This window comes from Streptomyces sp. NBC_01439 (assembly GCF_036227605.1).
Lineage (GTDB): Bacteria > Actinomycetota > Actinomycetes > Streptomycetales > Streptomycetaceae > Streptomyces.
In genome coordinates, this window is sequence record NZ_CP109487.1 from 3399074 (window position 1) to 3422546 (window position 23473).

A 23473-nucleotide genomic window follows, 5' to 3' on the forward strand; every position below is an offset into this window, starting at 1 on the left:
GGAACCTTCGGGGTGGAGGCCAGGGTCCTTCCCAGTGTCTCAGCCGCTTTACGGGATCTTGACCCGGCCCCTCCCCCACCGCGGCCCGCGCGGGAGGTCCGGTACCCCGTACGGTCGCACCGATATCTCCTGGGTGTGGCATATATCAGCCACGAGGCCCTGTTCGGGTTCGCCCGCTGCCGATAACGTCTCCCCGTGGCTCAGTTCCGACTCCAAGGCAGCAAGGTGCTGGCCGTCGACCTGACCGGGGACGCCGTGAAAGCGAAGAACGGCTCCATGGTCGCGTACGACGGGCAGATGGCCTTCAAGAAGATGACCGGCGGCGGCGAAGGCCTCCGCGGCATGGTGACCCGCCGGCTGACCGGCGAACAGATGACAGTGATGGAAGTGCAGGGGCACGGCACCTGCTTCTTCGCCGACCGCGCGAGCGAGATCAACCTGGTCAACCTGCGCGGCGAGAAGCTCTACGTCGAGTCCAGCAACCTGCTGTGCACCGACGCCGGCCTGCGCACCGGCACCACCTTCACCGGCCTGCGCGGTGCGACGACGGGCAACGGCCTGTTCACCACCACCGTCGAGGGCTCGGGCCAGGCCGCGATCATGTCCGACGGCCCGGCCGTGGTGCTGCGCGTGAGCGCCCAGTACCCGCTGTCCGTCGACCCCGGTGCGTACATCGCGCACACCGGCAACCTCCAGCAGTCCTTCCAGTCCGGTGTGAACTTCCGCACACTCATCGGCGAGGGCTCCGGCGAGGCGTTCCAGATCCGCTTCGAGGGCGAGGGCCTGGTCTACGTGCAGCCCAGCGAGCGCAACACCGTCGGGGGCGACATCTGATGCCGTTCCGCGAGATCAACTCGAAGATGGTCGAGGCCCAGGTGATCCCGGGTCAGAAGATGTACAGCCAGCGCGGCGCCATGCTCGCGTACCGCGGCGAGGTCTCCTTCACCCCGAGCCTGACGGGCGGTCAGGGCGGGGTCATGGGCATGATCGGGCGCCGGGTGGCGAACGAGCAAACCCCGCTGATGGCGGTCGAGGGCAGCGGCACCGTGATGTTCGGCCACGGCGGCCACCACATCCAGGTCATCAACCTGACCGGCGAGACGCTCTACGTCGAGGCCGACCGGCTGCTCGCCTTCGACGGCACCCTCCAGCAGGGCACGATGTTCATGGGCTCCCAGGGCGGGGTCATGGGCATGGTCCGCGGCCAGGTGACCGGCCAGGGCCTCTTCACCACCACGCTCAAGGGCCACGGCTCCGTCGCCGTGATGGCCCACGGCGGGGTCATAGAACTGCCGATCACCCCGCAGCGCCCGATCCACGTGGACCCGCAGGCGTACGTCGCCCACCACGGTGACGTGCGCAACAAGCTCTCCACCGCGCTCGGCTGGCGGGACATGGTGGGGCGCGGCTCGGGCGAGGCGTTCCAGCTGGAGCTGTCCGGCCAGGGCGCGGTGTACGTACAGGCCTCCGAGGAGAAGCTGTGAACTTTGGCCCCGTGACCGGCGGACCGGGCGGCGCTGGCAGTCCAACGGTCTACGACCCGTACACGCTGCCCTCCGACGACAACGTGAACGCGTACACCTTCTGCGTGGAGCTCAAGGGGAGCCAGTGGTTCCTGCAGAAGGGCAAGATGATCTCGTACTACGGGCACATCGAGTTCAACGGCATCGGCAACGGCCGCTTCGACCGCCTGCTGCGCACCAGCTTCCACTCGCCGCTGCACGCCAGTGACTGGGTGGTCGCCGAGGGCTCGGGCAAGATGCTGCTGGCCGACCGGGCCTTCGACGTGAACTCGTACGACCTGGACAACGGCAACCTGACGATCCGGTCGGGCAACCTGCTCGCGTACCAGCCCTCGCTCGCCCTCAAGCAGTCGATCGTCCCGGGCTTCCTGACGCTGATCGGAACCGGGAAGTTCGTGGCGGCGTCCAACGGACCGGTGGTGTTCATGGAGCCGCCGCTGCGCGTGGACCCGCAGGCGCTGGTGGGTTGGGCGGACTGCCCCTCGCCGTGCCACCACTACGATCACGGCTACATGACGGGTGTGATGGGCGGACTGCGCTCGCTGACCGGCATAGGCGGCAGCTCGGGCGAGGAGCACCAGTTCGAGTTCGTCGGTGCGGGGACGGTGCTGCTCCAGTCGTCGGAGATGCTGATGGCGGAGCAGGCGATCGGCGCGGTCGGTGCCGGGGCGGCCACGGGCAACGCACAGGGCGTTCCCGGGGCCGGTCAGGGTCCGATGGGGCAGCTGGGTGTGCCGCGGATGCCGGGGCAGCTGGGTGATCTCCAGCGCCGCCTCGGACTGTGACCCACCCGACCTGAGATTTTTGTACGCAATTCAACTTTTTAGGTAGAGTTCATTCATGGAGACCATGGAGACCGAAACGGCCGCCCTCCCCCAGACTCCGCCCGGGGGGACCCCCTGGCTGACCGACGCCGAGCAGTGCGCCTGGCGCACCCACCTGGACGTCAGCCGGCTGCTGATGCACCAGCTGGAAAAGGATCTCCAGCCCTTCGGGCTCACCAACAACGACTACGAGATCCTCGTGAACCTCTCGGAGTCGCAGGACCACCGGATGCGGATGAGCGATCTCGCGACCGCCACGCTGCAGTCCAAGAGCCGGCTGTCGCACCAGATCACGCGCATGGAGACGGCCGGTCTGGTCCGCCGGGTGAACTGCGAGTCCGACCGCCGCGGCCTGTTCGCGGTGCTCACGGACGAGGGCATGGAAACGATGCGACGCGTCGCCCCGCACCACGTGGCGTCCGTCCGCCGGCACTTCATCGACCTGCTGCCGCCGGAGGCCCTGGCGGCGCTGCGCGCCTCGCTGACCCCGGTCGCGGAGCACCTGCGCGACAACCGCGGCAAGGTCTGAGGCCGGGGCCGTCCGGGCAGCGCTGGGCCCCACGGGCTCGCCGCGCCCCGGACGGCCATCGGCCCGACAATGGCGGGGAACGCTCGCTGCCGGCCCTGTGTCCGTGGGCCGGCCTGAGGAGGTCCAGCCCATGAAGCGCAACGTGTTCGTCTCAGCGGCCGCGTCCGTGGCCCTGCTGGTCGCGGGCCCCGCGGCGACCGCCGCCGCGGTCTCCGCCGACCTGGCGGGAACCGCCCCCGCGGCCGCCGCCGCCAAGGCCGACGTCACGGCCGAGCAAGCCCTCGCCGCCGCACTGAAGGACTACCCCGGCGTCGTCGAGTCCCTCGACCGCGACGGCAACGTCTGGCACGTGGACGTGATCACCAAGGACGGCAAGGGCCACGCCGAGCTGGAGGTCGACGCCGCCACGGGCAAGGTCTCCCGGCAGAACGTGGACACCGACGAGAACCCCGGCGAACACAAGGGGCTGATCGCGGCCAAGATCACCGCGGCACAGGCCGCCAAGGCCGCCGTGGCCGCCCACCCGGGCACGACGTGGACCGTCGAATGGGACTCCGGTGACAACGGCAAGGCCCCGTACTGGCACGTCGAGGTCAAGGGTTCCGACGGCAAGACGTGGAACGGGTCCGTGGACCCCACGACCGGCAAGGTCACCGCACAGTCCGACTCGGACTCCGACTCCGACTCCGATTCGGACTCGGACGAGAACTCCTGACGCACCGGGGCCGGGCCCCGGCAGCGGCGCCGCACGCGCCCTGCCGGGGCCCGGCCCGGTGTTTCGAGTCCTACGCCTGGCCTACGCCTCCGTCAGCGTCGTCAGCAGCGCGTCCGCCGCCGCGTACGGGTCCAGCTCGCCCACGGCCACCCTCGCGGCCAGAGCGCCCAGGTGCGCGTCCCCGTGCACGTCCGCCATCCGCGCCCGCAGCGCCGTCACGGCGATCGTCTCGACCTCCCGGCCCGCCCGGGCCGCCCGGCGCTGGGCCAGCACGCCGCGCTCGTCCATCCACGCCCGGTGCTTCTCCAGCGCCTCGACCAGCTCGTCGATGCCCTGGCCGCGGGCCGCGACCGTCTTCACGATCGGCGGCCGCCAGTCGTCCCGGCCCCGGGCCTCGCCCAGGCCCAGCATGTGGTTCAGCTCCCGGGCGGTGGCGTCCGCGCCGTCCCGGTCCGCCTTGTTGACCACGTAGACGTCACCGATCTCCAAAATGCCCGCCTTGGCGGCCTGGATCCCGTCCCCCATGCCGGGGGCCAGCAGCACCACCGAGGTGTCGGCCTGCGAGGCGATCTCCACCTCCGACTGTCCGACACCGACCGTCTCGACCAGGATCACCTCGCAGCCGGCCGCGTCCAGCACCCGGATCGCCTGCGGGGCGGCCCAGGCGAGCCCGCCCAAGTGGCCGCGGGTGGCCATGGATCGGATGTAGACCCCGGGGTCCGAGGCATGGTCCGACATCCGCACCCGGTCGCCGAGCAGCGCCCCGCCCGAGAAGGGCGAGGACGGGTCGACGGCGAGGACGCCGACCCGCTTGCCGGCCTTGCGGTACGCGGACACGAGCGCCGAGGTCGAGGTCGACTTGCCGACGCCCGGCGACCCCGTCAGCCCCACCACGTACGCACCGCCCGTCAGCGGGGCCAGCGCGGCCATCACCTCGCGCAGCTGCGGGGACGCCCCCTCGACCAGCGAGATCAGCCGGGCCACCGCTCTCGGCCGGCCCTCACGGGCCTGGGCCACCAGCTGGGGGACGTCCACCGCCGTCATACGTGCTGCGCTCCTCGGTTCTCGTACGGGATGCGTGCGGGCCACCGGGCCCGGGGAAGAGGGTCCGCCGGGCCCCCGCATCGGGGCCCGGCGGCCTGGCGTGCCTACTTGGCGACGCGGACGATCAGCGCGTCGCCCTGACCGCCGCCGCCGCACAGGGCGGCCGCGCCGACGCCGCCGCCGCGGCGCTTCAGCTCCAGCGCCAGGTGCAGCACCACACGGGCGCCGGACATGCCGATCGGGTGCCCCAGGGCGATGGCGCCACCGTTGACGTTCACCTTTTCCGGGGTCACGCCGAGGTCCTTCATTGACTGCACGGCGACCGCCGCGAAGGCCTCGTTGATCTCGATGAGGTCCAGGTCGGAGACCTCGAGGCCCTCCTTCTTCAGCGCGTGCAGGATCGCGTTCGACGGCTGCGACTGGAGCGAGTTGTCGGGACCGGCCACATTGCCGTGGGCGCCGATCTCGGCGATCCACTCCAGGCCGAGCTCCTCGGCCTTCGCCTTGCTCATCACGACCACGGCGGCGGCGCCGTCGCTGATCTGGGAGGAGGTACCGGCGGTGATCGTGCCGTCCTTGGCGAAGGCCGGACGCAGCTTGCCGAGGGACTCCACGGTGGTCTCGGGGCGGATGCCCTCGTCCGCCGAGAAGATCACCGGGTCGCCCTTGCGCTGCGGGATCTCCACGGGCACGATCTCGGCCTCGAAGACGCCGTTCTTCTGCGCGGCCGCGGCCCGCTGGTGCGAGGCGGCGGCGAACTCGTCCTGCGGCGCGCGCTCGATGCCCAAGCGGGTGTTGTGCTTCTCGGTGGACTCGCCCATCGCGATGTTCTCGAAGGCGTCGGTGAGGCCGTCGTAGGCCATCGCGTCCAGCATCTCGACGGCGCCGTACTTGTAGCCCTCGCGGGTCTTGGGCAGCAGGTGCGGGGCGTTGGTCATGGACTCCTGACCACCCGCGACCACGATGTCGAACTCACCGGCGCGGATCAGCTGGTCGGCCAGCGCGATCGCGTCCAGGCCCGAGAGGCACACCTTGTTGATCGTGAGCGCGGGCACGTTCATCGGGATGCCGGCCTTGACCGCCGCCTGGCGGGCGGGGATCTGGCCCGCGCCGGCCTGCAGCACCTGGCCCATGATCACGTACTGCACCTGGTCGCCGGAGATCCCGGCCCGGTCCAGCGCGGACTTGATGGCGAAGCCGCCGAGGTCGGCACCCGAGAAGGACTTCAGCGAGCCGAGCAGCCGCCCCATGGGCGTGCGGGCCCCGGCGACGATCACAGAAGTGGTGTTGTTCGATCCGGACATGAGGCACAGCCCCTTGGATGAGGAGTGAACGAGGGTTTACGTGAATGTACTGGGCGGTACCGCAGCGGTCATCGGGCTGCCGGTGTGATCGCGCGCACGTTGCGTGACGGCCCCCTTCGGCGGTGCACTGTCACCATGCTGACAAGAATCGACCACATCGGGATCGCCTGCTTCGACCTGGACAAGACTGTCGAGTTCTACCGTGCCACGTACGGCTTCGAGGTGTTCCACTCCGAGGTCAACGAGGAGCAGGGTGTCCGCGAGGCCATGTTGAAAATCAACGAGACGTCCGACGGCGGCGCCTCGTACCTCCAGCTCCTGGAGCCCACCCGCGAGGACTCCGCCGTTGGCAAATGGCTGGCCAAGAACGGCGAGGGCGTCCACCACATCGCCTTCGGCACCGAGGACGTCCAGGGGGACTCCGAAGCCATCCGCGGCAAGGGCGTCCGCGTCCTCTACGACCAGCCCCGCACCGGCTCCATGGGCTCCTCCATCACCTTCCTGCACCCCAAGGATTGCCACGGAGTCCTCACCGAACTGGTCACCTCGAACCCCGAGCACTGACGGACCACTGATGGCCCGATTCCCCGGCCGGTAGAGTGGCCATGGCTCGGCCGGGGTTCGGTGCGGAGACGGGGTCGGGGCCTGTGACCCCTGCCCCGGTATCTGACACCATTCCCCCGGGGGCGTCGTTCAGCGGGCGAGCGATGCTCATTGGAAGTGAGCTTGCGACCAGGGGACGGATGGGACCGCGCTGTGCGGGGCTACGAAAGCCAGGAGAGCCATCAGGCCGAGGCCGACCATCTCTCGCGCTTCGAGGCCGAGATGGAGCGGCTGAAGAAGGAGCGCGGGAAGGCCGTCCAGCACGCTGAGGACCTGGGGTACCAGGTCGAGGTGTTGCGGGCCAAGCTTCACGAGGTACGACGCGCTCTTGCGTCCCGACCCGCCTACGACGGCGCGGACATGGGGTACCAAGCGGAGCAGCTGCTCCGCAATGCCCAGATCCAGGCCGACCAGATGCGTTCCGACGCGGAGCGCGAGCTCCGTGACGCCCGGGCCCAGACCCAGCGCATCCTCCAGGAGCACGCCGAGCACCAGGCGCGCCTGCAGGCCGAGCTGCACGCCGAGGCCGTCAACCGCCGCCAGCGCCTGGACCAGGAGCTGGGCGAGCGGCGCCAGACCGTCGAGGCCCACGTCAACGAGAACGTGGCCTGGGCCGAGCAGTTGCGCGCCCGTACGGAGTCCCAGGCCCGCCGGCTCATGGAGGAGTCCCGCGCCGAGGCCGAGCAGTCGCTGAACGCCGCCCGCGCGGAAGCCGCCCGGATCGCCGAGGAGACCCGGCGCCGGATGGCCGGGGACGCCGAGACCGCTCGTGCGGAGGCCGAGGCCACGCTGCTGCGCGCCCGCAAGGAGGCCGAGCGGCTGCTGACCGCCGCGTCCGCGCAGGCCCAGGAGGCCAGTGAGCACGCGGAACGGCTGCGCTCCACCACCAGCGCCGAGGCCGAGCACACCCGCCAGCAGACCCTGGACCTCGGCCGGATCGCCGAATCCCGCGTGCAGGAAGCCGATTCCGCGCTGCGCGGGGCCCGCGCGGAGGCGGAGAAGCTCCTCGCGGAGGCGAAGGAGAGCGCCACCCGGCAGCTGACGTCGGCGGAGTCGGTCAACGAGCAGCGCACCCGCACCGCCAAGGAGCAGGTCGCCCGGCTGGTCGGCGAGGCCACCAAGGAGGCCGAGGCCCTCAAGGCGGAGGCCGAGCAGGTCCTGGCCGACGCCCGCGCGGACGCCGAGCGGCAGCGCACCGAGGCCGGCGAGCAGGCCCGTACGGCTGCGGCCGAGGACATGGCGGCGCAGCTGGCGAAGGCCGCCCGCACCGCCGAGGACGTACTGAACAAGGCCTCGGAGGACGCCCGGGCCACCACCCGGGCCGCGTCCGAGGAGGCCGAGCGGATCCGCCGCGAGGCCGAGACCGAGGCCGACCGGCTGCGCCTGCAGGCGGCGGCCACGGCCGACGAGCTCAAGGGCGCGGCGAAGGACGACACCGAGGAGTACCGGGCCCGTACGGTCGAGCTCCAGTCGGAGGCCCGGCGGCTGCGCGGCGAGGCCGAGCAGCTGCGCGCCGAGGCCGTCGCCGAGGGCGAGCGGATCCGCGGCGAGGCCCGCCGTGAGGCCGTCCAGCAGATCGAGGAGGCGGCCCGGACCGCCGAGGAACTGCTCGGCAAGGCCAAGGCGGACGCCGACGAGCTGCGCGGCGGCGCGACCGCCGAGAGCGAGCGGGTGCGCGCCGAGGCCGTGGAGCGGGCCGGCATGCTGCGCAAGCAGGCCGAGGAGACCCTGGAGCGGACCCGCGCCGAGGCCGAGCGGCTGCGCACCGAGGCCGAGGAGCAGGCCGAGGGCGTACGGGCCGAGGCGGACGCGGCTGCCGCCGCCCGGCGCCAGGAGACCGAGCAGGCGCTGGCCGCCAAGCGGGCGGAGGCCGACGAGGAGCTCGTACGGCTGCACACGGAGGCCGAGACCCGGCTGACGACGGCCGAGCAGACGCTGCGTGACGCCCGTGGTGCGGCGGAGAACATCCGCCGGGAGACCACGGAGGAGAACGACCGGCTGCGTGCCGAGGCGGCGGAGCGGATCCGCACGCTGCAGGCGCAGTCGGAGGTCGAGGCCGACCAGCTGCGCACCGAAGCGGCGCAGGACGCCGGCCGGGTGCGCGCCGAGGCCGAGCAGTCCGCCGTGCGCCTGCGCGGTGAGGCCGAGGCCGAGGCCGAACGGGTGCGCTCGGAGGCCCAGGAGACCGCGGACCGGCTGCGCGCGGAGGCGAAGGCCGCCGCCGAGCGGGTCGCCGAAGAGGCCGCGGAGGCGCTGGCCGCCGCACAGGAGGAGGCCGCCCGGCGCCGCCGGGAGTCCGAGGAGACCCTGGCGTCGGCACGCACCGACGCGGACAACGAGCGGGCGCAGGCCCGCGAGCAGAGCGAGGAACTGCTGGCGCAGGCCCGCAAGCGCTCCGAGGAGGCGCAGGCCGAGGCGGTCTGGCTGACCGAGGAGGCCGAGCGGCGCGCGTCGGAGGTCGTCTCTGCTGCGGAGGCCACCGCCCAGCAGGTACGGGACTCCGTGGCCGGGCTGCACGAGCAGGCCGAGGAAGAGATCGCCGGACTGCGCAACGCCGCCGAACACGCGGCGGAGCGCACGAAGACGGAGGCCGAGGAAGAGGCCGGCCGGGTCCGCAGCGACGCCTACGCGGAGCGGGAGCGGGCCACCGAGGACGCCAACCGGGTCCGCAGCGAGGCGCGGGCCGAGACGGACGCGGCAAAGGCACTGGCGGAGCGTACGGTCGCCGAGGCCATCGCCGAGGCGGAGCAGCTGCGCAGCGACACCGCCGAGTACGCGCAGCGGGTGCGTACGGAGGCCACGGACGCGCTGGCCTCCTCCGAGCGGGACGCGTCCCGGACCCGGGCCGACGCCCGGGCCGACGCGAACCGCATCCGCGGCGAGGCGGCGGAGTCCCTGGAGGCCTCCCGCGCCGAGGGCGCCCGGATCACGGCCGAGGCGACGGCGGAGGCCGAACGGATCACCGCCGAGGCGGCCGAGGCCGCCGAGGCCGTCCGCACCGAGGCCGCCAACAGCCTGGACGAGGCTCGGGCCGAGGGCAACCGGCTGCGTACCGAGGCCGCGGAGCAGGTCGACCGGCTCATCAGCGAGGCCGCGGCGGAGGCCGACCGGCTCACCGACGAGACCCGCGCCGCGAACGCGGCGACCGTCGGCGAGGCGACGCTGGAGGCCGAGCGGCTCACCACCGCGGCGACCCGGCTCAAGGCGCAGGCGGCCGAGACCCTCGCGAGCGCCGAGCGCGACGCCGCGCGGATCATGGTCGACTCGCGCGCCGAGGGCGACCGGCTGATCGACGAGACCCGCGTGGCCAACGCGGCCACCGTCGGCGAGGCCACGGCGGAGGCCGACCGGCTGCGCGCCGAGGCGGCCCAGGTGCTGGACGAAGCCCGTGCGGAGGGCGGCCGGATCATCGGCGAGGCCACCGCGGAGGCGGATCGGGTCACGGCCGCGGCGAACGAGACCCTGGCGGGCGCCGAGCGCGATGCCGAGCAGACGCTGGACGAGGCGCGCGCCGAGGCGAACCGGCTGCGCACCGAGGCGGCCGAGCAGGCGGACCGGCTCGTCACCGAGGCCATCTCCGAGACGGAGAAGCTCACCGAGCAGACCCGCAAGGACAACGAGCGCACGGTCGGCGAGGCGGCCGGCGAGGCCGAGCGGCTGCGCGCGGACGCGTCGGAGGCGCTGTCCTCGGCGCAGGAGCACGCGACCCGCACCCGGTCGGAGGCCGAGCGGGTCAAGGCCCAGGCTGCGGCCGAGGCGGAGCGCACCCGCAGCGAGGCCCGTGCCGAGTCCGAGCGGCTGCTCGACGAGGCGCGCGAGGCGGCCAACAAGCGCCGCACCGAGGCCGCGGAGCAGGTCGACCGGCTCATCACCGAGGCCGCGGCGGAAGCCGACAAGCTCACGGCCGATGCGCAGAAGCAGGCCCTCGCCGCCACCACGGCGGCCGAGGAGCAGGCCGACGCGATGGTCGACGCGGCCCGCAAGGAGGCCGTGCGGATCACCTCCGAGGCGACCGTCGAGGGCAACTCCATGGTGGAGAAGGCCCGTACGGACGCGAACGAGCTGCTGGTCGGCGCGCGCACGGACGCGGCTGCCATAAGGGAACGGGCGGAGGAGCTGCGCGGCCGCGTCGAGGGCGAGGTCGAGGAGCTGCACGAGCGGGCCCGCCGGGAGTCGGCGGAGCAGATGAAGTCGGCCGGCGAGCGCGTGGACAAGCTGGTGCGCGCGGCGACGGAGCAGAGCGTCGAGGCCGAGGCGAAGGCCAAGGAGCTGGTGTCGGACGCGAGCAGCGAGGCGAGCAAGGTGCGCATCGCGGCGGTCCGCAAGGCGGAGGCGCTCCTCAAGGAGGCCGAGCAGAAGAAGGCGGAGCTGGCCCGGGAGGCCGAGAGCGCGCTCGCCGAGGCCAAGGCGGAGGCCGAGCGCCTCGTCGAGGAGGGCCGCCGCGAGCTGGAGGTCCTCGTCCGCAGGCGGCAGGACATTCAGGGGGAGATCTCCCGTGTCCAGGACGTTCTTGAGGCGTTGGAGTCATTCGAGGCGCCTTCGGGCGGCGGAAAGCCGGCGGTCGGCAGCCAGGGCACGGGGGGCGTGAAGGCCGGAGTGACTGCGGGATCCACTCGTTCGGGTGGCAAGTCGTCGGAGGGGTAGCCAAATGCTCCGAGGTGTGTGCACCTGATGAAGGTTCAGGCGAACGGGTGACAAGCATTCTGCCGCCTTGCCACTCAAAAGGGGTGTCATTGTCCAGATCAAACGCGGATTGACTCGATGACACGCCGTCTGGGCGCCTAGGATTCCCCTAACACCTCACGTAGCACCTCATCGGTCTCATTCGACAGGAACCCCATGAGCGACACTTCCTCCCCCTTCGGCTTCGAGCTCGTGCGGCGTGGTTACGACCGTGGTCAGGTGGACGACCGCATTACCAAGCTGGTCTCCGACCGCGACAGCGCCCTTGGACGTATCAACTCTCTGGAAAAGCGGATCGAGGAGTTGCACCTCGAAACGCAGAACGCCCAGGCCCAGGTGACCGACGCGGAGCCGTCGTACGCCGGTCTCGGCGCCCGGGTCGAGAAGATCCTGCGGCTGGCCGAGGAGGAGGCGAAGGACCTGCGCGAGGAGGCCCGTCGCGCGGCGGAGCAGCACCGTGAGCTCGCCGAGTCGGCCGCCCAGCAGGTGCGCAACGACGCCGAGTCGTTCGCGGCCGACCGCAAGTCGAAGGCGGAGGACGAGGGCGTCCGCATCGTCGAGAAGGCCAAGGGCGACGCCGCCACCCTGCGCGCCGAGGCCCAGAAGGACGCGGCCTCCAAGCGCGAGGAGGCCGACGCCCTCTTCGAGGAGACCCGCGCGAAGGCCGCCCAGGCCGCCGCGGACTTCGAGACCAACCTGGCCAAGCGCCGCGAGCAGTCCGAGCGCGACCTGGCCTCCCGTCAGGCCAAGGCGGAGAAGCGCCTCGCGGAGATCGAGCACCGCGCCGAGCAGCTGCGCCTGGAGGCCGAGAAGCTGCGTACGGACGCCGAGCGCCGGGCCCGGCAGACCGTGGAGACCGCGCAGCGCCAGGCCGAGGACATCGTGGCCGACGCCAACGCCAAGGCGGACCGCATCCGCAGCGAGTCCGAGCGCGAGCTGGCGGCGCTCACCAACCGCCGCGACTCGATCAACGCGCAGCTGACCAACGTCCGCGAGATGCTGGCGACGCTCACCGGTGCGGCCGTCGCGGCGGCCAACCCGATCGTGGACGACGAGCCCGTGACCCGCGGCGTGCCGGCTCAGCAGAGCCGCTGATTTCCGCCGGGCGGCACGCAGCACCCGTCGCACGCCCGATCGAGGGCCCTATGTCACCTTTTGCGGTGGCGTAGGGCCCTCGGGCGTTCTAGCGTGGCCGCATGATCGAGCTTGAGGGCCTCACGAAACGATTCGGTACGACGACCGCCGTCGACCACCTCAGCTGCCAGATCCGACCGGGGGCGGTGACCGGTTTCCTCGGCCCCAACGGCGCGGGCAAGTCCACGACCATGCGCATGATGCTCGACCTCGACACCCCGACCAGCGGCACGGTCCGGGTCTACGGGAAGCACTACCGCGACCTGCCGGAACCGCTGAAGCACGTCGGGGCGCTACTCGACGCGAAGGCCATGCACGGTGGCCGAAATGCATACAACAACCTTCTCTGCCTGGCCCAATCGAACCGCATCCCGCGACAACGGGTCGATGAAGTGCTGGATCTGGTCGGCCTGACGGCCGTGGCGAAGAAGAAGCCCAAAGGTTTTTCGCTCGGAATGAGCCAACGGCTTGGAATCGCCTCCGCATTGCTGGGTGACCCGGAAATCCTGATGTTCGACGAACCGGTCAACGGCCTGGACCCCGAGGGAATTCTCTGGATCCGCAATCTGATGAAGGGCCTGGCGGCGGAGGGGAGGACGATCTTCGTCTCCTCCCACCTGATGAGCGAAATGGCGCTGACCGCAGACCATTTGGTCGTCATCGGACAGGGAAAGCTGCTGGCAGACCTACCGATGGCCGATTTCATCCGGCAGAACTCGCGCAGCTACGTCCGGCTGCGCACGCCGCAGCAGGAGCGGCTGAAGGACGTCCTGCACGAGGCCGGGATCAACGCCGTCAGCGTTCCCGCCACCGGCACCCTGGAGATCGACGGCGCGAGTGCGGAGCAGCTCGGCGAGCTGGCCGCCCACCACCGGATCGTGCTCCACGAGCTCAGCCCGCAGCGGGCTTCGCTGGAGGAAGCGTTCATGCGCATGACGGCGGACTCCGTCGAGTACCACGCCCACGCACCGGGCACGGCTGCCGACGCCCCGGCCCGGCCGGCCGACGTCCCCGCCTGGGGCGCCGGCTTCCGGGCGACGCGCAAGGCCGGTGAGTGAGCATGGCCTTCACCGCCGTCCTGGCGTCCGAGTGGACCAAGATCCGCACGGTCGCCTCCACCAGCTGGACCCTCGCCCTCGTCTTCCTCGTCACCGTCGGGTTCGCCGCGCTGTTCAGCGCCACGTTCGACCCGAAGACGCTGGACGCGACCCAACGGGCCGCCTTCGACCCCACCTCGACGAGCCTCAGTTCGATGGAGCTCGGACAGCTCGCCATGATCGTCTTCGGCGTGCTGGTCGTGAGCACCGAGTACAGCACGGGCATGATCCGCACCTCACTGGCCGCCGTACCCCGCCGGGAGCGCTTCCTGCTCGGCAAGATGGCGGTCGCGACGGCGCTGGCCCTGGCCGTGGGGCTGCTGACCAGCTTCACGTCGTTCTTCCTCACCCAGGCGCTCCTCGGTGACCTCCGCATCGGGATCGGCGAGGAGGGCGTGCTGCGCGCCGTGACCGGCGCCGGACTGTACCTGGCGCTGCTGGCCCTCTTCTGCATGGGCGTGGCGACCATGCTGCGCAGCTCGGTCGCCGCCATCAGCGTCCTGGTCCCGTTCTTCCTGATCGTCTCGAACCTCCTCGTGGGTTTCGAGGCGACGCGTACGGTCGGCCAGTACCTGCCGGGCAACGCCGGGGAGAGGATCATGCAGGTCGTGCCGAACGCGCTGGGCACCTTCGAGACCCCCTACGGCCCCTGGGGCGGCTTCGGGATCATGCTCCTCTGGACGCTGGCCGCGGTACTCGGGGGCTACGCCGTCCTCCGCAAGAGGGACGCCTGACCTCCCACCCGCGTACTAAGGGGGATCCCCGGGCCCACCTCAGGGGCAGCTCAGGGATTCGGCCGGGACGGAACCGCGGGAACCTCGTTATCCTCTTAACCCTTACGCCGGCGAAAGTCGTCCCGGCCTGGTAAGGGGCAGAAAGATGATCGAGGCAGTCGGCCTGACCAAGCGCTTCGGCGCCAAGACCGCCGTCGACCAGCTGTCCTTCCAGGTCAAGCCGGGGCACGTCACCGGATTCCTGGGGCCCAACGGCTCCGGGAAGTCCACCACCATGCGCATGATCGTCGGCCTGGACCGGCCCACGTCCGGTCATGTCACGATCAACGGCCGGCCCTTCCGGGAGCTGCCGAACGCCCAGCGACACGTCGGGGCCCTGCTCGACGCCAAGGCCGTGCACGGCGGTCGCCGGGCCCGAACCCACCTGCTGTCCATCGCCCAGCTCTCCGGGATCCCGGAGAAGCGGGTGGACGAGGTGCTGGCCGTGGTCGGCCTCCAGGACGCCGCCCGGCAGCGCACGAAGGGCTTCTCGCTCGGCATGGGCCAGCGGCTCGGCATCGCCACCGCCCTGCTCGGCGACCCGCAGGTGCTGCTGTTCGACGAGCCGGTCAACGGGCTCGACCCCGAGGGCATCCTCTGGGTCCGCAACCTCATGCGCCGCCTCGCCTCCGAGGGCCGCACCGTCCTGGTCTCCTCCCACCTGATGAGCGAGATGGCGCTGACCGCCGACCACCTGATCGTGATCGGTCGAGGGCGGCTGCTGGCCGACATGGGTACGCAGGAGTTCATCGCGCACAACTCGGCCGGATTCGCTCGGGTGCGCACGGCCGACACTGATCCTGATGGCCGGGACGCGCTGGGTACGGCCCTGGCCAAGGCGGGCGGCCGGGTCCTCCAGGAGCCCGACGGAGCACTGCGCGTGACCGGCCTGGAGCTACCGCGCATCTCCGACCTCGCGCACGAGACCGGCGTACGACTGTGGGAGCTGTCGCCGCACCGGGCCTCGCTGGAGGAGGCGTACATGCGGATGACCCAGTCCACCGTCGAGTACACCTCCACCGACGACCCGCGTGCCGAGCTGTGGGAACCCGAGCCGCCCTCCGTCCCGGCCTGGGAGGAGGAGGCGGAGGCGGCGGCGGCCCCCGACGTCCCGCAGACCGGCTTCTTCGCGCCCCCGCCGCCCGGGGCGGGCGGGCAGCCCTTCCTGATGCCCAGCGAGCCGGGCGAGCTGGCGAGCACCGCCAGGGACACCACCCCGCACACCCCCGAGGACACCCGATGACCCCGACGACCCCGACGGCGGAGCAGCCCGGGAGCTACAGCTCTCCCCTCGCCACGCCGCGGCCGCACCTGGGGCACGCCATGGCCTCGGAGTGGACCAAGCTGGTCTCGCTCCGCTCCACCCTGTGGACGCTGGGCTCGCTCGTGCTGACCGTGGTCGGCGTCGGCCTGACGGTCGTCGCGCAGACCGCGGACGGGGACTACACGGACATCAACTTCACCACGCCCGCCCTCTTCGGCCTGCTGGTCGGTCAGCTCGCGGTGATCGTCCTCGGGGTGCTGACCATCAGCTCGGAGCACGGCACCGGGCTGGTGCGGACCACGTTCACGGCGGCCCCGGACCGCTTCCGGGTGCTCACCGCGAAGTACCTCGTCTTCAGCATGGTGGCCTTCGCCACCACCGCGTTGTCGGTCTTCGTGGTCGGGATCACCGCGGCGGTCGTGCGCGGCGGCACCGCCTCCGGCCCGCACGCGGCCGGCGAGTGGTTCGGGGCGCTGCTCGGCTGTGGCTACGTCACCCTGCTCGGCGTGCTCGCGCTCGCCATCGGCTCGCTCGTGCGGCACTCCGCCGGGGGGATCGCCGTCATGCTGGGCCTGGTCACCCTGCCGCCGGTGATAGGGGCCATGCTCTCCGTCTGGGAGGCCGTCGCGCCCGCCGGCCGGATGATCCTGCAGCACAACGTGCCGGTGGCGCTGATGACGCTGTTCGGCCTGCCAGGGGGCGGCGACCTGGGCCCGGATCCGAGCAGCCTCTCGCACGTGACGCTCATCGTGCTGGTCACCGGCAGCGCGGTGGCCGCCTCGTACGTGTTCGTCGGCCGCCGGGACGTCTAGGGTCAGTACCGCGGCGCGTTGCGGGACCGCTGCACCTTCGAGGTGCGGCGGTCCTTCGCGTTCCAGCAGGCCTTGTGCCAGTGCCGGCGGTCGTCCACGCCGCCGTATTCGGGCCAGGCCACCAGGTGCGGGGTGCCGGAGGGGATCTCCTGGTCGCAGCCGGGGCAGCGGTAGCGCTTGCCCACCGCGCTCGCGCCGGCCACGTGCCGGACCTTCCAGTCCTCGCCCTGGTACTCCTCCGTGCGCTCCAGCCCGTAGCGGTCGAGGCCGGTGCTCGGGCGTTCGTCCGGGGTCTCGCCGCCCCTGGGGCGGTTGTTGCGCGGTGACACGTATACCTCACGGATGGGCGGACGGCAGTGACTTTCTCCCAGACTACGCGCAGCGAGGCCGGGTACCCGCAGGGTTGCTGAGGAAGGCGGCCGCGCGAGAGGAATGGCCCGACAATCCCAATAACTTTCGTGTCAGCCCGTGCCTTTGGCACGTGTCAGACGTTGTTGCCATAGGAAGAACCGGTCCACCTGGGGGAGGCCGCGTCAGCCGCGAGGAGGATAAAGGCGATGCGCGTAGGAGCGTTTGTACTGGCGGCCCAGTTCCCGGGCCAGGGACAGGGAGAGGCACTGCACCGGGCGGTGCGGACCGCCGACGTGGCAGAGGAGGCCGGGCTCGACTCGGTCTGGCTCGCCGAGCACCACTTCGTCCCCTACGGGGTCTGTCCCTCGGCGGTGACCCTGGCGGCCCTGCTGCTGGGTCGGACCCGGCGGCTGCGGGTGGCCACGGCGGTGAGCGTGCTGCCGAGCACGCACCCGGTGGCGCTCGGGGAGCAGGCGGCCCTGCTGCACATGACCTCGGGCGGCCGGTTCACCCTCGGGGTGGGCCGCGGCGGGCCCTGGATCGACCTGGAGGTGTTCGGGGGCGGCCTGGACAGTTACGAGAACGGCTTCCCGGAGGCCCTGGACCTGCTGCGGCGCTGGCTGACGGAGGCGCGGGTGGGCGCCGCCGGCGAGCGGTACGGGTTCCGCGAGGTGGCCGTCGTGCCCCGCCCCTCGGAGGCCCTGGACGGGGACGCGGCGGGGCCCGAGGTCATCGTGGCCTGCACCTCGCCGGCGTCGGTGCGGATGGCCGCGGAGCGCGGGCTGCCGATGCTCCTCGGGATGCACTGCGGGGACGACACGAAGGCCGAGATGATCGCGCTGTGGCGCAGCACGGCGCTGGCGGCGGGCCACTCGCACGAGCAGGTGGTGGACGCCGGGCACGTCTCCGCCGGGGTGTGCCAGATCGCGGACCGTACGGCGGACGCGCGCGAGACCCTGCTGAAGGCGATGCCGGGCTGGCTCAAGCAGGGCCTCGACGCGCATGTGACGGTGGACGGTCGGGCGCGCGCGATGCGGGATCCGGTCGCCTACACGGAACTGTTGTGCGACCTGCACCCGGTGGGCACCCCGCAGGTGGCGGCGGACCGACTGGCGGCCACGTCGGCACGGACGGGCATCACGCGCTTCGCCTTCCTGACGGAGGGCTCGGGCGATCTTGCCGCGACGGAGGAGAACGTACGCCGGCTCGGCGTCGAGGTCCTTCCCCGCCTCGGCTGAGAGCTGCCGGCCCCACCTGGACGTTTCTTTCGGATCACGCCCGAACGGCATGATCCGAAAGAGGCGGCCCGGACACGGCCGGCAGGGCCTAGCAGTCGCGCAGCTCGGGCGACTGGTTGAGCAGCTGACCGCGGATCGAAGTGAACTTGGCCAGCCGGTCGTCCACCGAGGAATCCAGCGGGAACACCGCCACCCGGTGGCAGTTCTGGAATGCCAGGCGCACTCCGAAGTGCCGCTGCAGCGCACCGCGTATCGCGTCACTCGCGAGGGCGCGCAGCAGCTGCCCCCGCGCCTGCTCGTCCGGGGGCGGCGTCTGGTTGTCGGCGAACTCTCCGCCGTCCACCTTCAGCTGAGCCACCAGCGAGCTGATCATCTCCCAGGCGAAGGGCAGGGAGGTCCGGACGCAGTCGACGAAAGCGGCTTCGTCGACCTCGCCTCGCTCGGCCTGTTCGAGTAGGGCCGGTGAGACGTCGAGCGACATGGGTTCTCCTCTCGCGACCCCGGCCGTTTGGGTTGCCGGAGTCTTACGGGCAGGGAAGGAGGTCGCGACGCAGAGTGCACGCTCGACAACCTCCCGCTCACCACGGTAGGCGTCCCATCGGTGACGCACCAGGAGAATGCGCATACAACGCGCCATCGGCGAACGGGGCTTTCAGGGGCGAATCGCGTGAAGGCCTTCTCGTCGAGTAGCGTTGCCGACCATGCGTCTCGTCATCGCCCGCTGCTCCGTCGACTACGCGGGCCGGCTCACCGCCCATCTGCCCTCGGCACCCCGTCTGATCCTCGTGAAGGCCGACGGCAGTGTCTCGATCCACGCGGACGACCGAGCGTACAAACCGCTCAACTGGATGTCGCCGCCGTGCACCCTCAAGGAGGGGAGCGGTGATGAGGCCAACATCTGGACGGTCATCAACAAGGCGGGCGAGAAGCTCATCATCACCATGGAGGAAGTCCTCCACGACTCCTCCCACGAGCTCGGCACCGACCCGGGGCTCATCAAGGACGGCGTCGAGGCGCACCTCCAGGAACTGCTCGCGGACCGCATCGAAACGCTGGGCGAGGGCTACACGCTGATCCGGCGCGAATACATGACGGCGATCGGCCCGGTGGACATCCTGTGCCGGGACGCCTCGGGCGCGACGGTGGCCGTGGAGATCAAGCGCCGCGGCGAGATCGACGGTGTCGAGCAGCTGACGCGCTACCTCGAACTCCTCAACCGCGACCCGCACCTGGCCCCGGTCCGGGGTGTCTTCGCGGCCCAGGAGATCAAGCCGCAGGCGAAGGTCCTGGCGACGGACCGCGGCATGGACTGCGTGGTCCTGGACTACAACGCGCTGCGCGGCATCGAGGACGACAAGCTCCGCCTGTTCTGATACTCCGCCGCGCTCCGCACAACGGCTCCGTCCCGAGGGACGGAGCCGTTGTCGTTCACTGCTCCGTGACCGGTGAGACGGCCGTACCCGTCTGGGTGGCGGTGGCCGTCGGCGTGGGCTCGCCGGTCCCCGTCGGGGTCGGCGAGGGCTCCGCGCTGGTCGGCGCGGGCGAAACGGGTGTCGCCGGCGGGGACTTGGGCGGCGTCGGGGACGGGCGGCGCGACGGGGTCCGGGCGGGGCTGCGGCCCGGGGTCGGGGCGGCGCTCTGCCCGGGCGCGGAGGTTTCCGCCGGCGGGGCCGATACGGGCGGCTCCGGTGCAGGATCGTTCCCGCTGTTCACGGTGGTCGTGGTGGACTCCGTGACCGTGGGGGTGGCGGACACCGCCGGTCCCTGCTCCGGGGGCGCGCTGTCCGAGGAGCTCAGGGCGAGGCTCACGGCCGTCCCCAGCGCCACCACCGCCAGTGCGCCCGCGCCGGCCAGCAGGACGAGCCGGCGACGGCCGGGGGACGGGGTCGGTGCGGTGGTGGGCCGGGGCGCGGCGGGCGGTGCGGGCGGGGCGGGCTTCGGATTCAGCGGGAAGGCGTCCTCGAAGACCTCGGACAGCGTCGTGGGCGCGTCCGAGCGGCCGGTCACCGGCACGACCGGGGTCATCCGGGTCACGGCCTCGGCGGATACCGGGGCCACGGGGGCGACCCGGGCTCCGGGAGCCACGGGGGGCACCTTGCTCGTGGGCGCCTCGGAGGCCGCCGGGGACGTCGTGGGCAAGGGGGCCGTCATGGGCGCGGGGGCGGCCTTGGGTGCCGCGGCGGCCGGCGTGGCCACCGTCACGGCCTCCCCGGCCGCGGCAGCAGCGACCGGCGCCTCCAGACGCAGCGGGGGTGATGCGGCTGCCCCCGCCGTCTCCTGGTCGACGACGAGCGCGAGCGCCCGCCGCCCGGCGACCGTGCCCCGCTTGTCGGCCAGGGCGCCCCGCAGCCCGATCGAGGTCTCCAGCTCGGCCCGTGCCCGGTCCAGGCGCTCTTCGCACAGGGCCAGCACCCCGAGCTCGTGGTGGAAGTACGCCTGCTCGGCGACCTCTCCGGCCTTGCGCGCGGCCTCCGCTCCCGAGCGCAGCACACGCTCCCAGGCCTCCCAGTGCAGCGAGGCCGCGAACGCCGGAGCCGCCGTGCGCGCCAGCAGCACCGCCGCGACCACGTCCGCTCCGGCCAGTGCCGCCAGCACCGCATCCGCCTCCGCCGCGACCCGCTCCGGGACCACCGAGGCGTGCCCGGTCCACCAGGCGTAGTGCCGGGCGGCCGTGCGGGCCGCCTCCGGCGCGGTGTCCCCGTAGCCGACCTCCTCCAGCTGTCGTGCGACGCCGGACGCCAGCCGGTACCGCGTCCCGACGGGCGTCAGCAGGCCGCAGGCCAGCAGCTCCGCCACCGCCGTGTCGGCGTGGGTGTCCCCCACCAGCGCGGGCAGGTGCGCGTGGTGCGGGAGTTCGCCGCCGAGCGCGCACGCGATGCGCAGGGCCGCGCGCGCCGACTCGCTGACCCGCGAGGCCAGCAGCTCTGCCGGGGCGGCGGCCTCGGCGAGGGTCGGCAGCGGTACGTGCACGGCGTCGCGCGGGCGCCCTTCGAAGACGCCGGGCTCCTCCTCCTCGTCGTCCTCGTCGCTGTGGTTGAGCTCGTCCCGCTGCCGCAGCAGCGCGGCGGCCTGTACGAAGCGCAGGGGCAGCCCCTCGGAGGCGAAGCCCAGGTCCCCCGCCCAGGCGGCCTCCTCGTCCGTCAGCGGTCGTCCGACGCCCGCTTCCAGCAGTTCCAGGCAGTCGGCCTTGCCCAGTCCGCCGAGGAAGACCTCCTCGACGTGCGAGTCGTCGGAGGGGGCCCGGGTGTCGGGGGTCCCGGCCAGCAGGTAGGCGCATTCGGGGGTGGCGCGCATCAGCTCGTCGAGGGCGGTCCCGCCCATCTCCAGGTCGTCCAGGAGGACGACGGCGCCTATCTCCCGTACGCGGGCCAGGAGCTCGGCCCGTCCGGGGCGCTGCTGCTCGGCCTCGTACACGGTCGCGTAGAGGGCGTGGAGCAGTTCGCCGGGCTGCTGGTGCCCGTATCCGCTGAGCCGTACGACGCCGTCGGGCGCGAGGCCCGCGCACCGGTCGGCGACCGCGTCGAGCAGTGCGCTGCGGCCGGACCCCGAGGGCCCGGTCAGGCGTACGGACCGGCCCCGGCCCAGCAGCCGCACCAGCCGTTCGCACTCCTCCTCGCGCTCCAGCAAGGGGCGGGCGGGCGCGGCCGGGCCCGGCAGTGCGGGCGGCCGGGCGGCGGTGGCACGAGCCGCGCGGGCGGCCTCGGTGCGCTTGGCGGGTCGGGCCGGCTCGGTGCCGGGGCGCAGCGGTTCGATCTCGCTGCCGTCGACCGGGTTGACGGTGAGGGCGAACCCGCCCGCGGTCAGGCTGACGACCCGTGCGGGCCAGGCCGCCGCGGGCGTCGCGGAGACCGTGGGCGCCACGGGCGCGGAGCCGCCCGTGGGCTGCTCGTGCTGTTCGGTCTGCCCGTGTGTACGGTCCATGACCCAGTCCCCCGATCGCGGGCCGCGCGCCTCGCCGTCGTACCGCCCGGCCTTCGCGCACCCGCTGTCGCCACCGGTCCGGTTTCCGCCCGAACCCTAGACGGTGGCCGGTCGTGCGGGAAACCGCAGGGGTGCGATCACCACCGGACCGTTACGTTTCCGCAGGGAATGCGGAGGTCAGCGGGGTGCCGGTCAGACGCGGGGCAGGGACTCGGCTTCCAGGCCGCCTTCGATCGCGAGGATCCGGTGCAGCCGGGTCGCGACGAGCAGCCGCTGCATCTGCGGCGGCACGCCGCGCAGGACCAGGCGCCGGCCGGTCCGGCCGGCGCGGCGGTGCGCTCCCATGATCACGCCGAGACCGGTCGCGTCCCAGGAGTCGAGCCCGGTGAGGTCGAGCACGAGATCGCCCTGGCCGTCATCGAGGGCGGAGTGGAGGGCCGTACGGGCGTCCGCCGCGCTGCGCACGTCGAGGCGGCCCCCGACAGCGAGTTCGGCGTGGTCGCCCCTGATGTGCATGTGTACTCCCGGCAGTACTGCGTACGTATGGTCCGACTGGTCCGTGGTCGGCAACTCTCACTGCAACTGACTGCCGCGCGGGCAGGGAAGTTGCCGACCGTGAGCGAACCGATACTTAATTCACCCTTAGGGGTGAAGGCATTCGAACGGTGGCGCTCCGTGGCAGGGCCAGGCCTCAGTGCTTGTAGAAGCCCTGGCCGCTCTTGCGCCCAAAGTCCCCCGCGTCCACCATCCGGCGCATGAGCTCCGGCGGGGCGAACTTCTCGTCCTGGGACTCGGTGTAGATGTTGCTGGTGGCGTGCAGCAGGATGTCGACGCCCGTGAGGTCGGCGGTGGCCAGCGGGCCCATGGCGTGACCGAAGCCGAGCTTGCAGGCGATGTCGATGTCCTCGGCGGAGGCCACGCCCGACTCGTACAGCTTTGCGGCCTCGACGACCAGCGCGGAGATCAGACGGGTCGTCACGAAGCCGGCGACGTCGCGGTTGACGACGATGCAGGTCTTGCCGACGGACTCGGCGAACGCGCGGGTGGCGGCGAGGGTTTCGTCGCTCGTCTTGTAGCCGCGCACGAGCTCGCACAGCTGCATCATCGGAACGGGCGAGAAGAAGTGGGCGCCGACGACCCGCTCCGGACGCTCCGTCACGGCCGCGATCTTCGTGATCGGGATGGCGGAGGTGTTGGAGGCGAGGATCGCGTCCTCGCGGACGATCTTGTCCAGGGCGCGGAAGATCTCGTGCTTGATCTCGATCTTCTCGAAGGCCGCCTCCACCACGATGTCGACGTCGGCGACCGCGTCGAGGTCCGTGGTGGTGGTGATGCGGGCGAGCGCCGCCTCGGCGTCCTCCGCCGTCAGCTTCCCCTTGGAGACGAACTTGTCGTAGGAGGCCTTGATTCCGTCCGTGCCACGGGTCAGCGCGGCTTCGGTGACGTCGCGGAGCACGACGTCCCAACCCGCCTGAGCGGAGACCTGCGCGATTCCGGAACCCATGAGTCCGGCACCGATGACGGCGAGCTTCCCAGCCACTACACACCCCTCGTTTCCCTACGGCACAGTCACGTAGTCACTCCGGCGGAGACTAGCGCCCGGGCGGTGCGGTGTGACCGTGAAGTAACACGCGTCACGTCTCAGATGACGGACATCA

At 71.9% G+C, this 23473-nt stretch carries 21 protein-coding genes; 14 read left to right on the forward strand and 7 right to left on the reverse strand.

Going from position 1 to position 23473, the window contains the following annotated elements; all coding sequences use genetic code 11:
* The first annotated feature begins 195 nt into the window (after positions 1–195).
* The 5 genes from OG207_RS14595 (at position 196) to OG207_RS14615 (ending at position 3591) form a co-directional block, all read left to right on the forward strand.
* Positions 196–834 carry an AIM24 family protein gene (locus OG207_RS14595; RefSeq protein ID WP_030009698.1) on the forward strand — a complete coding sequence of 213 codons (639 nt, stop codon included), beginning with the start codon at positions 196–198 and terminating at the stop codon, positions 832–834.
* Positions 834–1484 carry an AIM24 family protein gene (locus OG207_RS14600; protein ID WP_030009699.1) on the forward strand — a complete coding sequence of 217 codons (651 nt, stop codon included), beginning with the start codon at positions 834–836 and terminating at the stop codon, positions 1482–1484. The genes OG207_RS14595 and OG207_RS14600 overlap by 1 nt, the downstream gene beginning before the upstream one ends.
* A gap of 11 nt (positions 1485–1495) precedes the next feature.
* Positions 1496–2308, forward strand: coding sequence for an AIM24 family protein (locus OG207_RS14605; protein ID WP_329107629.1), 813 nt, complete (start codon positions 1496–1498; stop codon positions 2306–2308).
* A 64-nt stretch (positions 2309–2372) separates the two neighbouring features.
* Entirely contained in the window at positions 2373–2876 is a 504-nt protein-coding gene (locus OG207_RS14610) for a MarR family winged helix-turn-helix transcriptional regulator (RefSeq protein ID WP_329107631.1), read from the forward strand.
* Between the two features lie 130 nt (positions 2877–3006).
* The gene (locus OG207_RS14615) at positions 3007–3591 is read left to right on the forward strand and encodes a PepSY domain-containing protein (protein WP_329098986.1); all 585 of its coding nucleotides are present in this window, start codon (positions 3007–3009) and stop codon (positions 3589–3591) included.
* Between the two features lie 81 nt (positions 3592–3672).
* Here OG207_RS14615 and meaB read toward each other — a convergent pair whose 3' ends face one another.
* Positions 3673–4635, reverse strand: coding sequence for a methylmalonyl Co-A mutase-associated GTPase MeaB (meaB, locus tag OG207_RS14620; protein WP_329098987.1), 963 nt, complete (start codon positions 4633–4635; stop codon positions 3673–3675).
* A gap of 104 nt (positions 4636–4739) precedes the next feature.
* On the reverse strand, positions 4740–5939 hold the full coding sequence (locus tag OG207_RS14625; protein WP_329098988.1) for an acetyl-CoA C-acetyltransferase: 1200 nt from the start codon (positions 5937–5939) through the stop codon (positions 4740–4742).
* Between the two features lie 135 nt (positions 5940–6074).
* On the opposite strand from OG207_RS14625, the gene mce reads away from it, so the two are divergent.
* The 7 genes from mce to OG207_RS14660 all read left to right on the forward strand — a co-directional run bounded on the left by mce (position 6075) and on the right by OG207_RS14660 (position 16305).
* Positions 6075–6503, forward strand: a complete 429-nt coding sequence (gene mce / locus OG207_RS14630; RefSeq protein WP_008738238.1) for a methylmalonyl-CoA epimerase — start codon at positions 6075–6077, stop codon at positions 6501–6503.
* A gap of 192 nt (positions 6504–6695) precedes the next feature.
* Positions 6696–11186, forward strand: coding sequence for a polarized growth protein Scy (scy, locus tag OG207_RS14635; RefSeq protein ID WP_329098989.1), 4491 nt, complete (start codon positions 6696–6698; stop codon positions 11184–11186).
* 195 nt (positions 11187–11381) lie between these two features.
* Positions 11382–12320 (forward strand): cellulose-binding protein, encoded by a 939-nt coding sequence (locus OG207_RS14640; RefSeq protein WP_266605029.1) that lies wholly within the window; start codon positions 11382–11384, stop codon positions 12318–12320.
* A gap of 101 nt (positions 12321–12421) precedes the next feature.
* The gene (locus OG207_RS14645) at positions 12422–13417 is read left to right on the forward strand and encodes an ABC transporter ATP-binding protein (protein WP_329098990.1); all 996 of its coding nucleotides are present in this window, start codon (positions 12422–12424) and stop codon (positions 13415–13417) included.
* A gap of 2 nt (positions 13418–13419) precedes the next feature.
* Positions 13420–14190, forward strand: coding sequence for an ABC transporter permease (locus OG207_RS14650; RefSeq protein WP_329098991.1), 771 nt, complete (start codon positions 13420–13422; stop codon positions 14188–14190).
* A 145-nt stretch (positions 14191–14335) separates the two neighbouring features.
* A complete protein-coding gene (locus OG207_RS14655) occupies positions 14336–15472 on the forward strand; it encodes an ABC transporter ATP-binding protein (RefSeq protein ID WP_329098992.1) in 1137 nt (378 codons plus the stop codon).
* The gene (locus OG207_RS14660) at positions 15469–16305 is read left to right on the forward strand and encodes an ABC transporter permease (protein ID WP_329098993.1); all 837 of its coding nucleotides are present in this window, start codon (positions 15469–15471) and stop codon (positions 16303–16305) included. Before OG207_RS14655 ends, OG207_RS14660 begins: the two co-directional genes overlap by 4 nt.
* A 2-nt stretch (positions 16306–16307) precedes the next feature.
* Here OG207_RS14660 and OG207_RS14665 read toward each other — a convergent pair whose 3' ends face one another.
* Positions 16308–16634 carry an ATP/GTP-binding protein gene (locus tag OG207_RS14665; RefSeq protein ID WP_329098994.1) on the reverse strand — a complete coding sequence of 109 codons (327 nt, stop codon included), beginning with the start codon at positions 16632–16634 and terminating at the stop codon, positions 16308–16310.
* A gap of 228 nt (positions 16635–16862) precedes the next feature.
* On the opposite strand from OG207_RS14665, the gene OG207_RS14670 reads away from it, so the two are divergent.
* Positions 16863–17894, forward strand: coding sequence for an LLM class flavin-dependent oxidoreductase (locus OG207_RS14670; RefSeq protein ID WP_329098995.1), 1032 nt, complete (start codon positions 16863–16865; stop codon positions 17892–17894).
* Between the two features lie 88 nt (positions 17895–17982).
* Here the strand turns inward: OG207_RS14670 and OG207_RS14675 are convergent, their stop codons facing one another.
* Positions 17983–18375, reverse strand: a complete 393-nt coding sequence (locus OG207_RS14675; protein WP_150259400.1) for an SCO5389 family protein — start codon at positions 18373–18375, stop codon at positions 17983–17985.
* Positions 18376–18595: 220 nt separating this feature from the next.
* On the opposite strand from OG207_RS14675, the gene nucS reads away from it, so the two are divergent.
* The gene (nucS, locus tag OG207_RS14680) at positions 18596–19267 is read left to right on the forward strand and encodes an endonuclease NucS (RefSeq protein WP_030720861.1); all 672 of its coding nucleotides are present in this window, start codon (positions 18596–18598) and stop codon (positions 19265–19267) included.
* Positions 19268–19322: 55 nt separating this feature from the next.
* Here nucS and OG207_RS14685 read toward each other — a convergent pair whose 3' ends face one another.
* The 3 genes from OG207_RS14685 to OG207_RS14695 form a co-directional block, all read right to left on the reverse strand.
* The gene (locus tag OG207_RS14685; RefSeq protein ID WP_329098996.1) at positions 19323–21815 is read right to left on the reverse strand and encodes an ATP-binding protein; all 2493 of its coding nucleotides are present in this window, start codon (positions 21813–21815) and stop codon (positions 19323–19325) included.
* A 192-nt stretch (positions 21816–22007) separates the two neighbouring features.
* Complete coding sequence (locus OG207_RS14690) at positions 22008–22331, reverse strand: STAS domain-containing protein (RefSeq protein WP_030764081.1); 324 nt, start codon at positions 22329–22331, stop codon at positions 22008–22010.
* A gap of 175 nt (positions 22332–22506) precedes the next feature.
* Positions 22507–23355: a 3-hydroxyacyl-CoA dehydrogenase family protein gene (locus OG207_RS14695; RefSeq protein WP_329098997.1), complete on the reverse strand. Its 849-nt coding sequence runs from the start codon at positions 23353–23355 to the stop codon at positions 22507–22509.
* Positions 23356–23473 lie beyond the last annotated feature (118 nt).

Excerpts from the sequence above, each read along its gene's own strand:
- OG207_RS14610 (WP_329107631.1), top strand. The coding sequence starts at position 2,373 with ATGGAGACCGAAACGGCCGCCCTCCCCCAGACTCCGCCCGGGGGGACC.
- mce (WP_008738238.1), top strand. The coding sequence starts at position 6,075 with ATGCTGACAAGAATCGACCACATCGGGATCGCCTGCTTCGACCTGGAC.
- OG207_RS14645 (WP_329098990.1), top strand. The coding sequence starts at position 12,422 with ATGATCGAGCTTGAGGGCCTCACGAAACGATTCGGTACGACGACCGCC.
- OG207_RS14600 (WP_030009699.1), top strand. The coding sequence starts at position 834 with ATGCCGTTCCGCGAGATCAACTCGAAGATGGTCGAGGCCCAGGTGATC.
- OG207_RS14625 (WP_329098988.1), bottom strand. The coding sequence starts at position 5,939 with ATGTCCGGATCGAACAACACCACTTCTGTGATCGTCGCCGGGGCCCGC.
- nucS (WP_030720861.1), top strand. The coding sequence starts at position 18,596 with ATGCGTCTCGTCATCGCCCGCTGCTCCGTCGACTACGCGGGCCGGCTC.
- OG207_RS14690 (WP_030764081.1), bottom strand. The coding sequence starts at position 22,331 with ATGCACATCAGGGGCGACCACGCCGAACTCGCTGTCGGGGGCCGCCTC.
- OG207_RS14675 (WP_150259400.1), bottom strand. The coding sequence starts at position 18,375 with ATGTCGCTCGACGTCTCACCGGCCCTACTCGAACAGGCCGAGCGAGGC.
- OG207_RS14660 (WP_329098993.1), top strand. The coding sequence starts at position 15,469 with ATGACCCCGACGACCCCGACGGCGGAGCAGCCCGGGAGCTACAGCTCT.
- meaB (WP_329098987.1), bottom strand. The coding sequence starts at position 4,635 with ATGACGGCGGTGGACGTCCCCCAGCTGGTGGCCCAGGCCCGTGAGGGC.
- OG207_RS14640 (WP_266605029.1), top strand. The coding sequence starts at position 11,382 with ATGAGCGACACTTCCTCCCCCTTCGGCTTCGAGCTCGTGCGGCGTGGT.
- OG207_RS14650 (WP_329098991.1), top strand. The coding sequence starts at position 13,420 with ATGGCCTTCACCGCCGTCCTGGCGTCCGAGTGGACCAAGATCCGCACG.
- OG207_RS14655 (WP_329098992.1), top strand. The coding sequence starts at position 14,336 with ATGATCGAGGCAGTCGGCCTGACCAAGCGCTTCGGCGCCAAGACCGCC.
- OG207_RS14685 (WP_329098996.1), bottom strand. The coding sequence starts at position 21,815 with ATGGACCGTACACACGGGCAGACCGAACAGCACGAGCAGCCCACGGGC.
- OG207_RS14670 (WP_329098995.1), top strand. The coding sequence starts at position 16,863 with ATGCGCGTAGGAGCGTTTGTACTGGCGGCCCAGTTCCCGGGCCAGGGA.
- OG207_RS14615 (WP_329098986.1), top strand. The coding sequence starts at position 3,007 with ATGAAGCGCAACGTGTTCGTCTCAGCGGCCGCGTCCGTGGCCCTGCTG.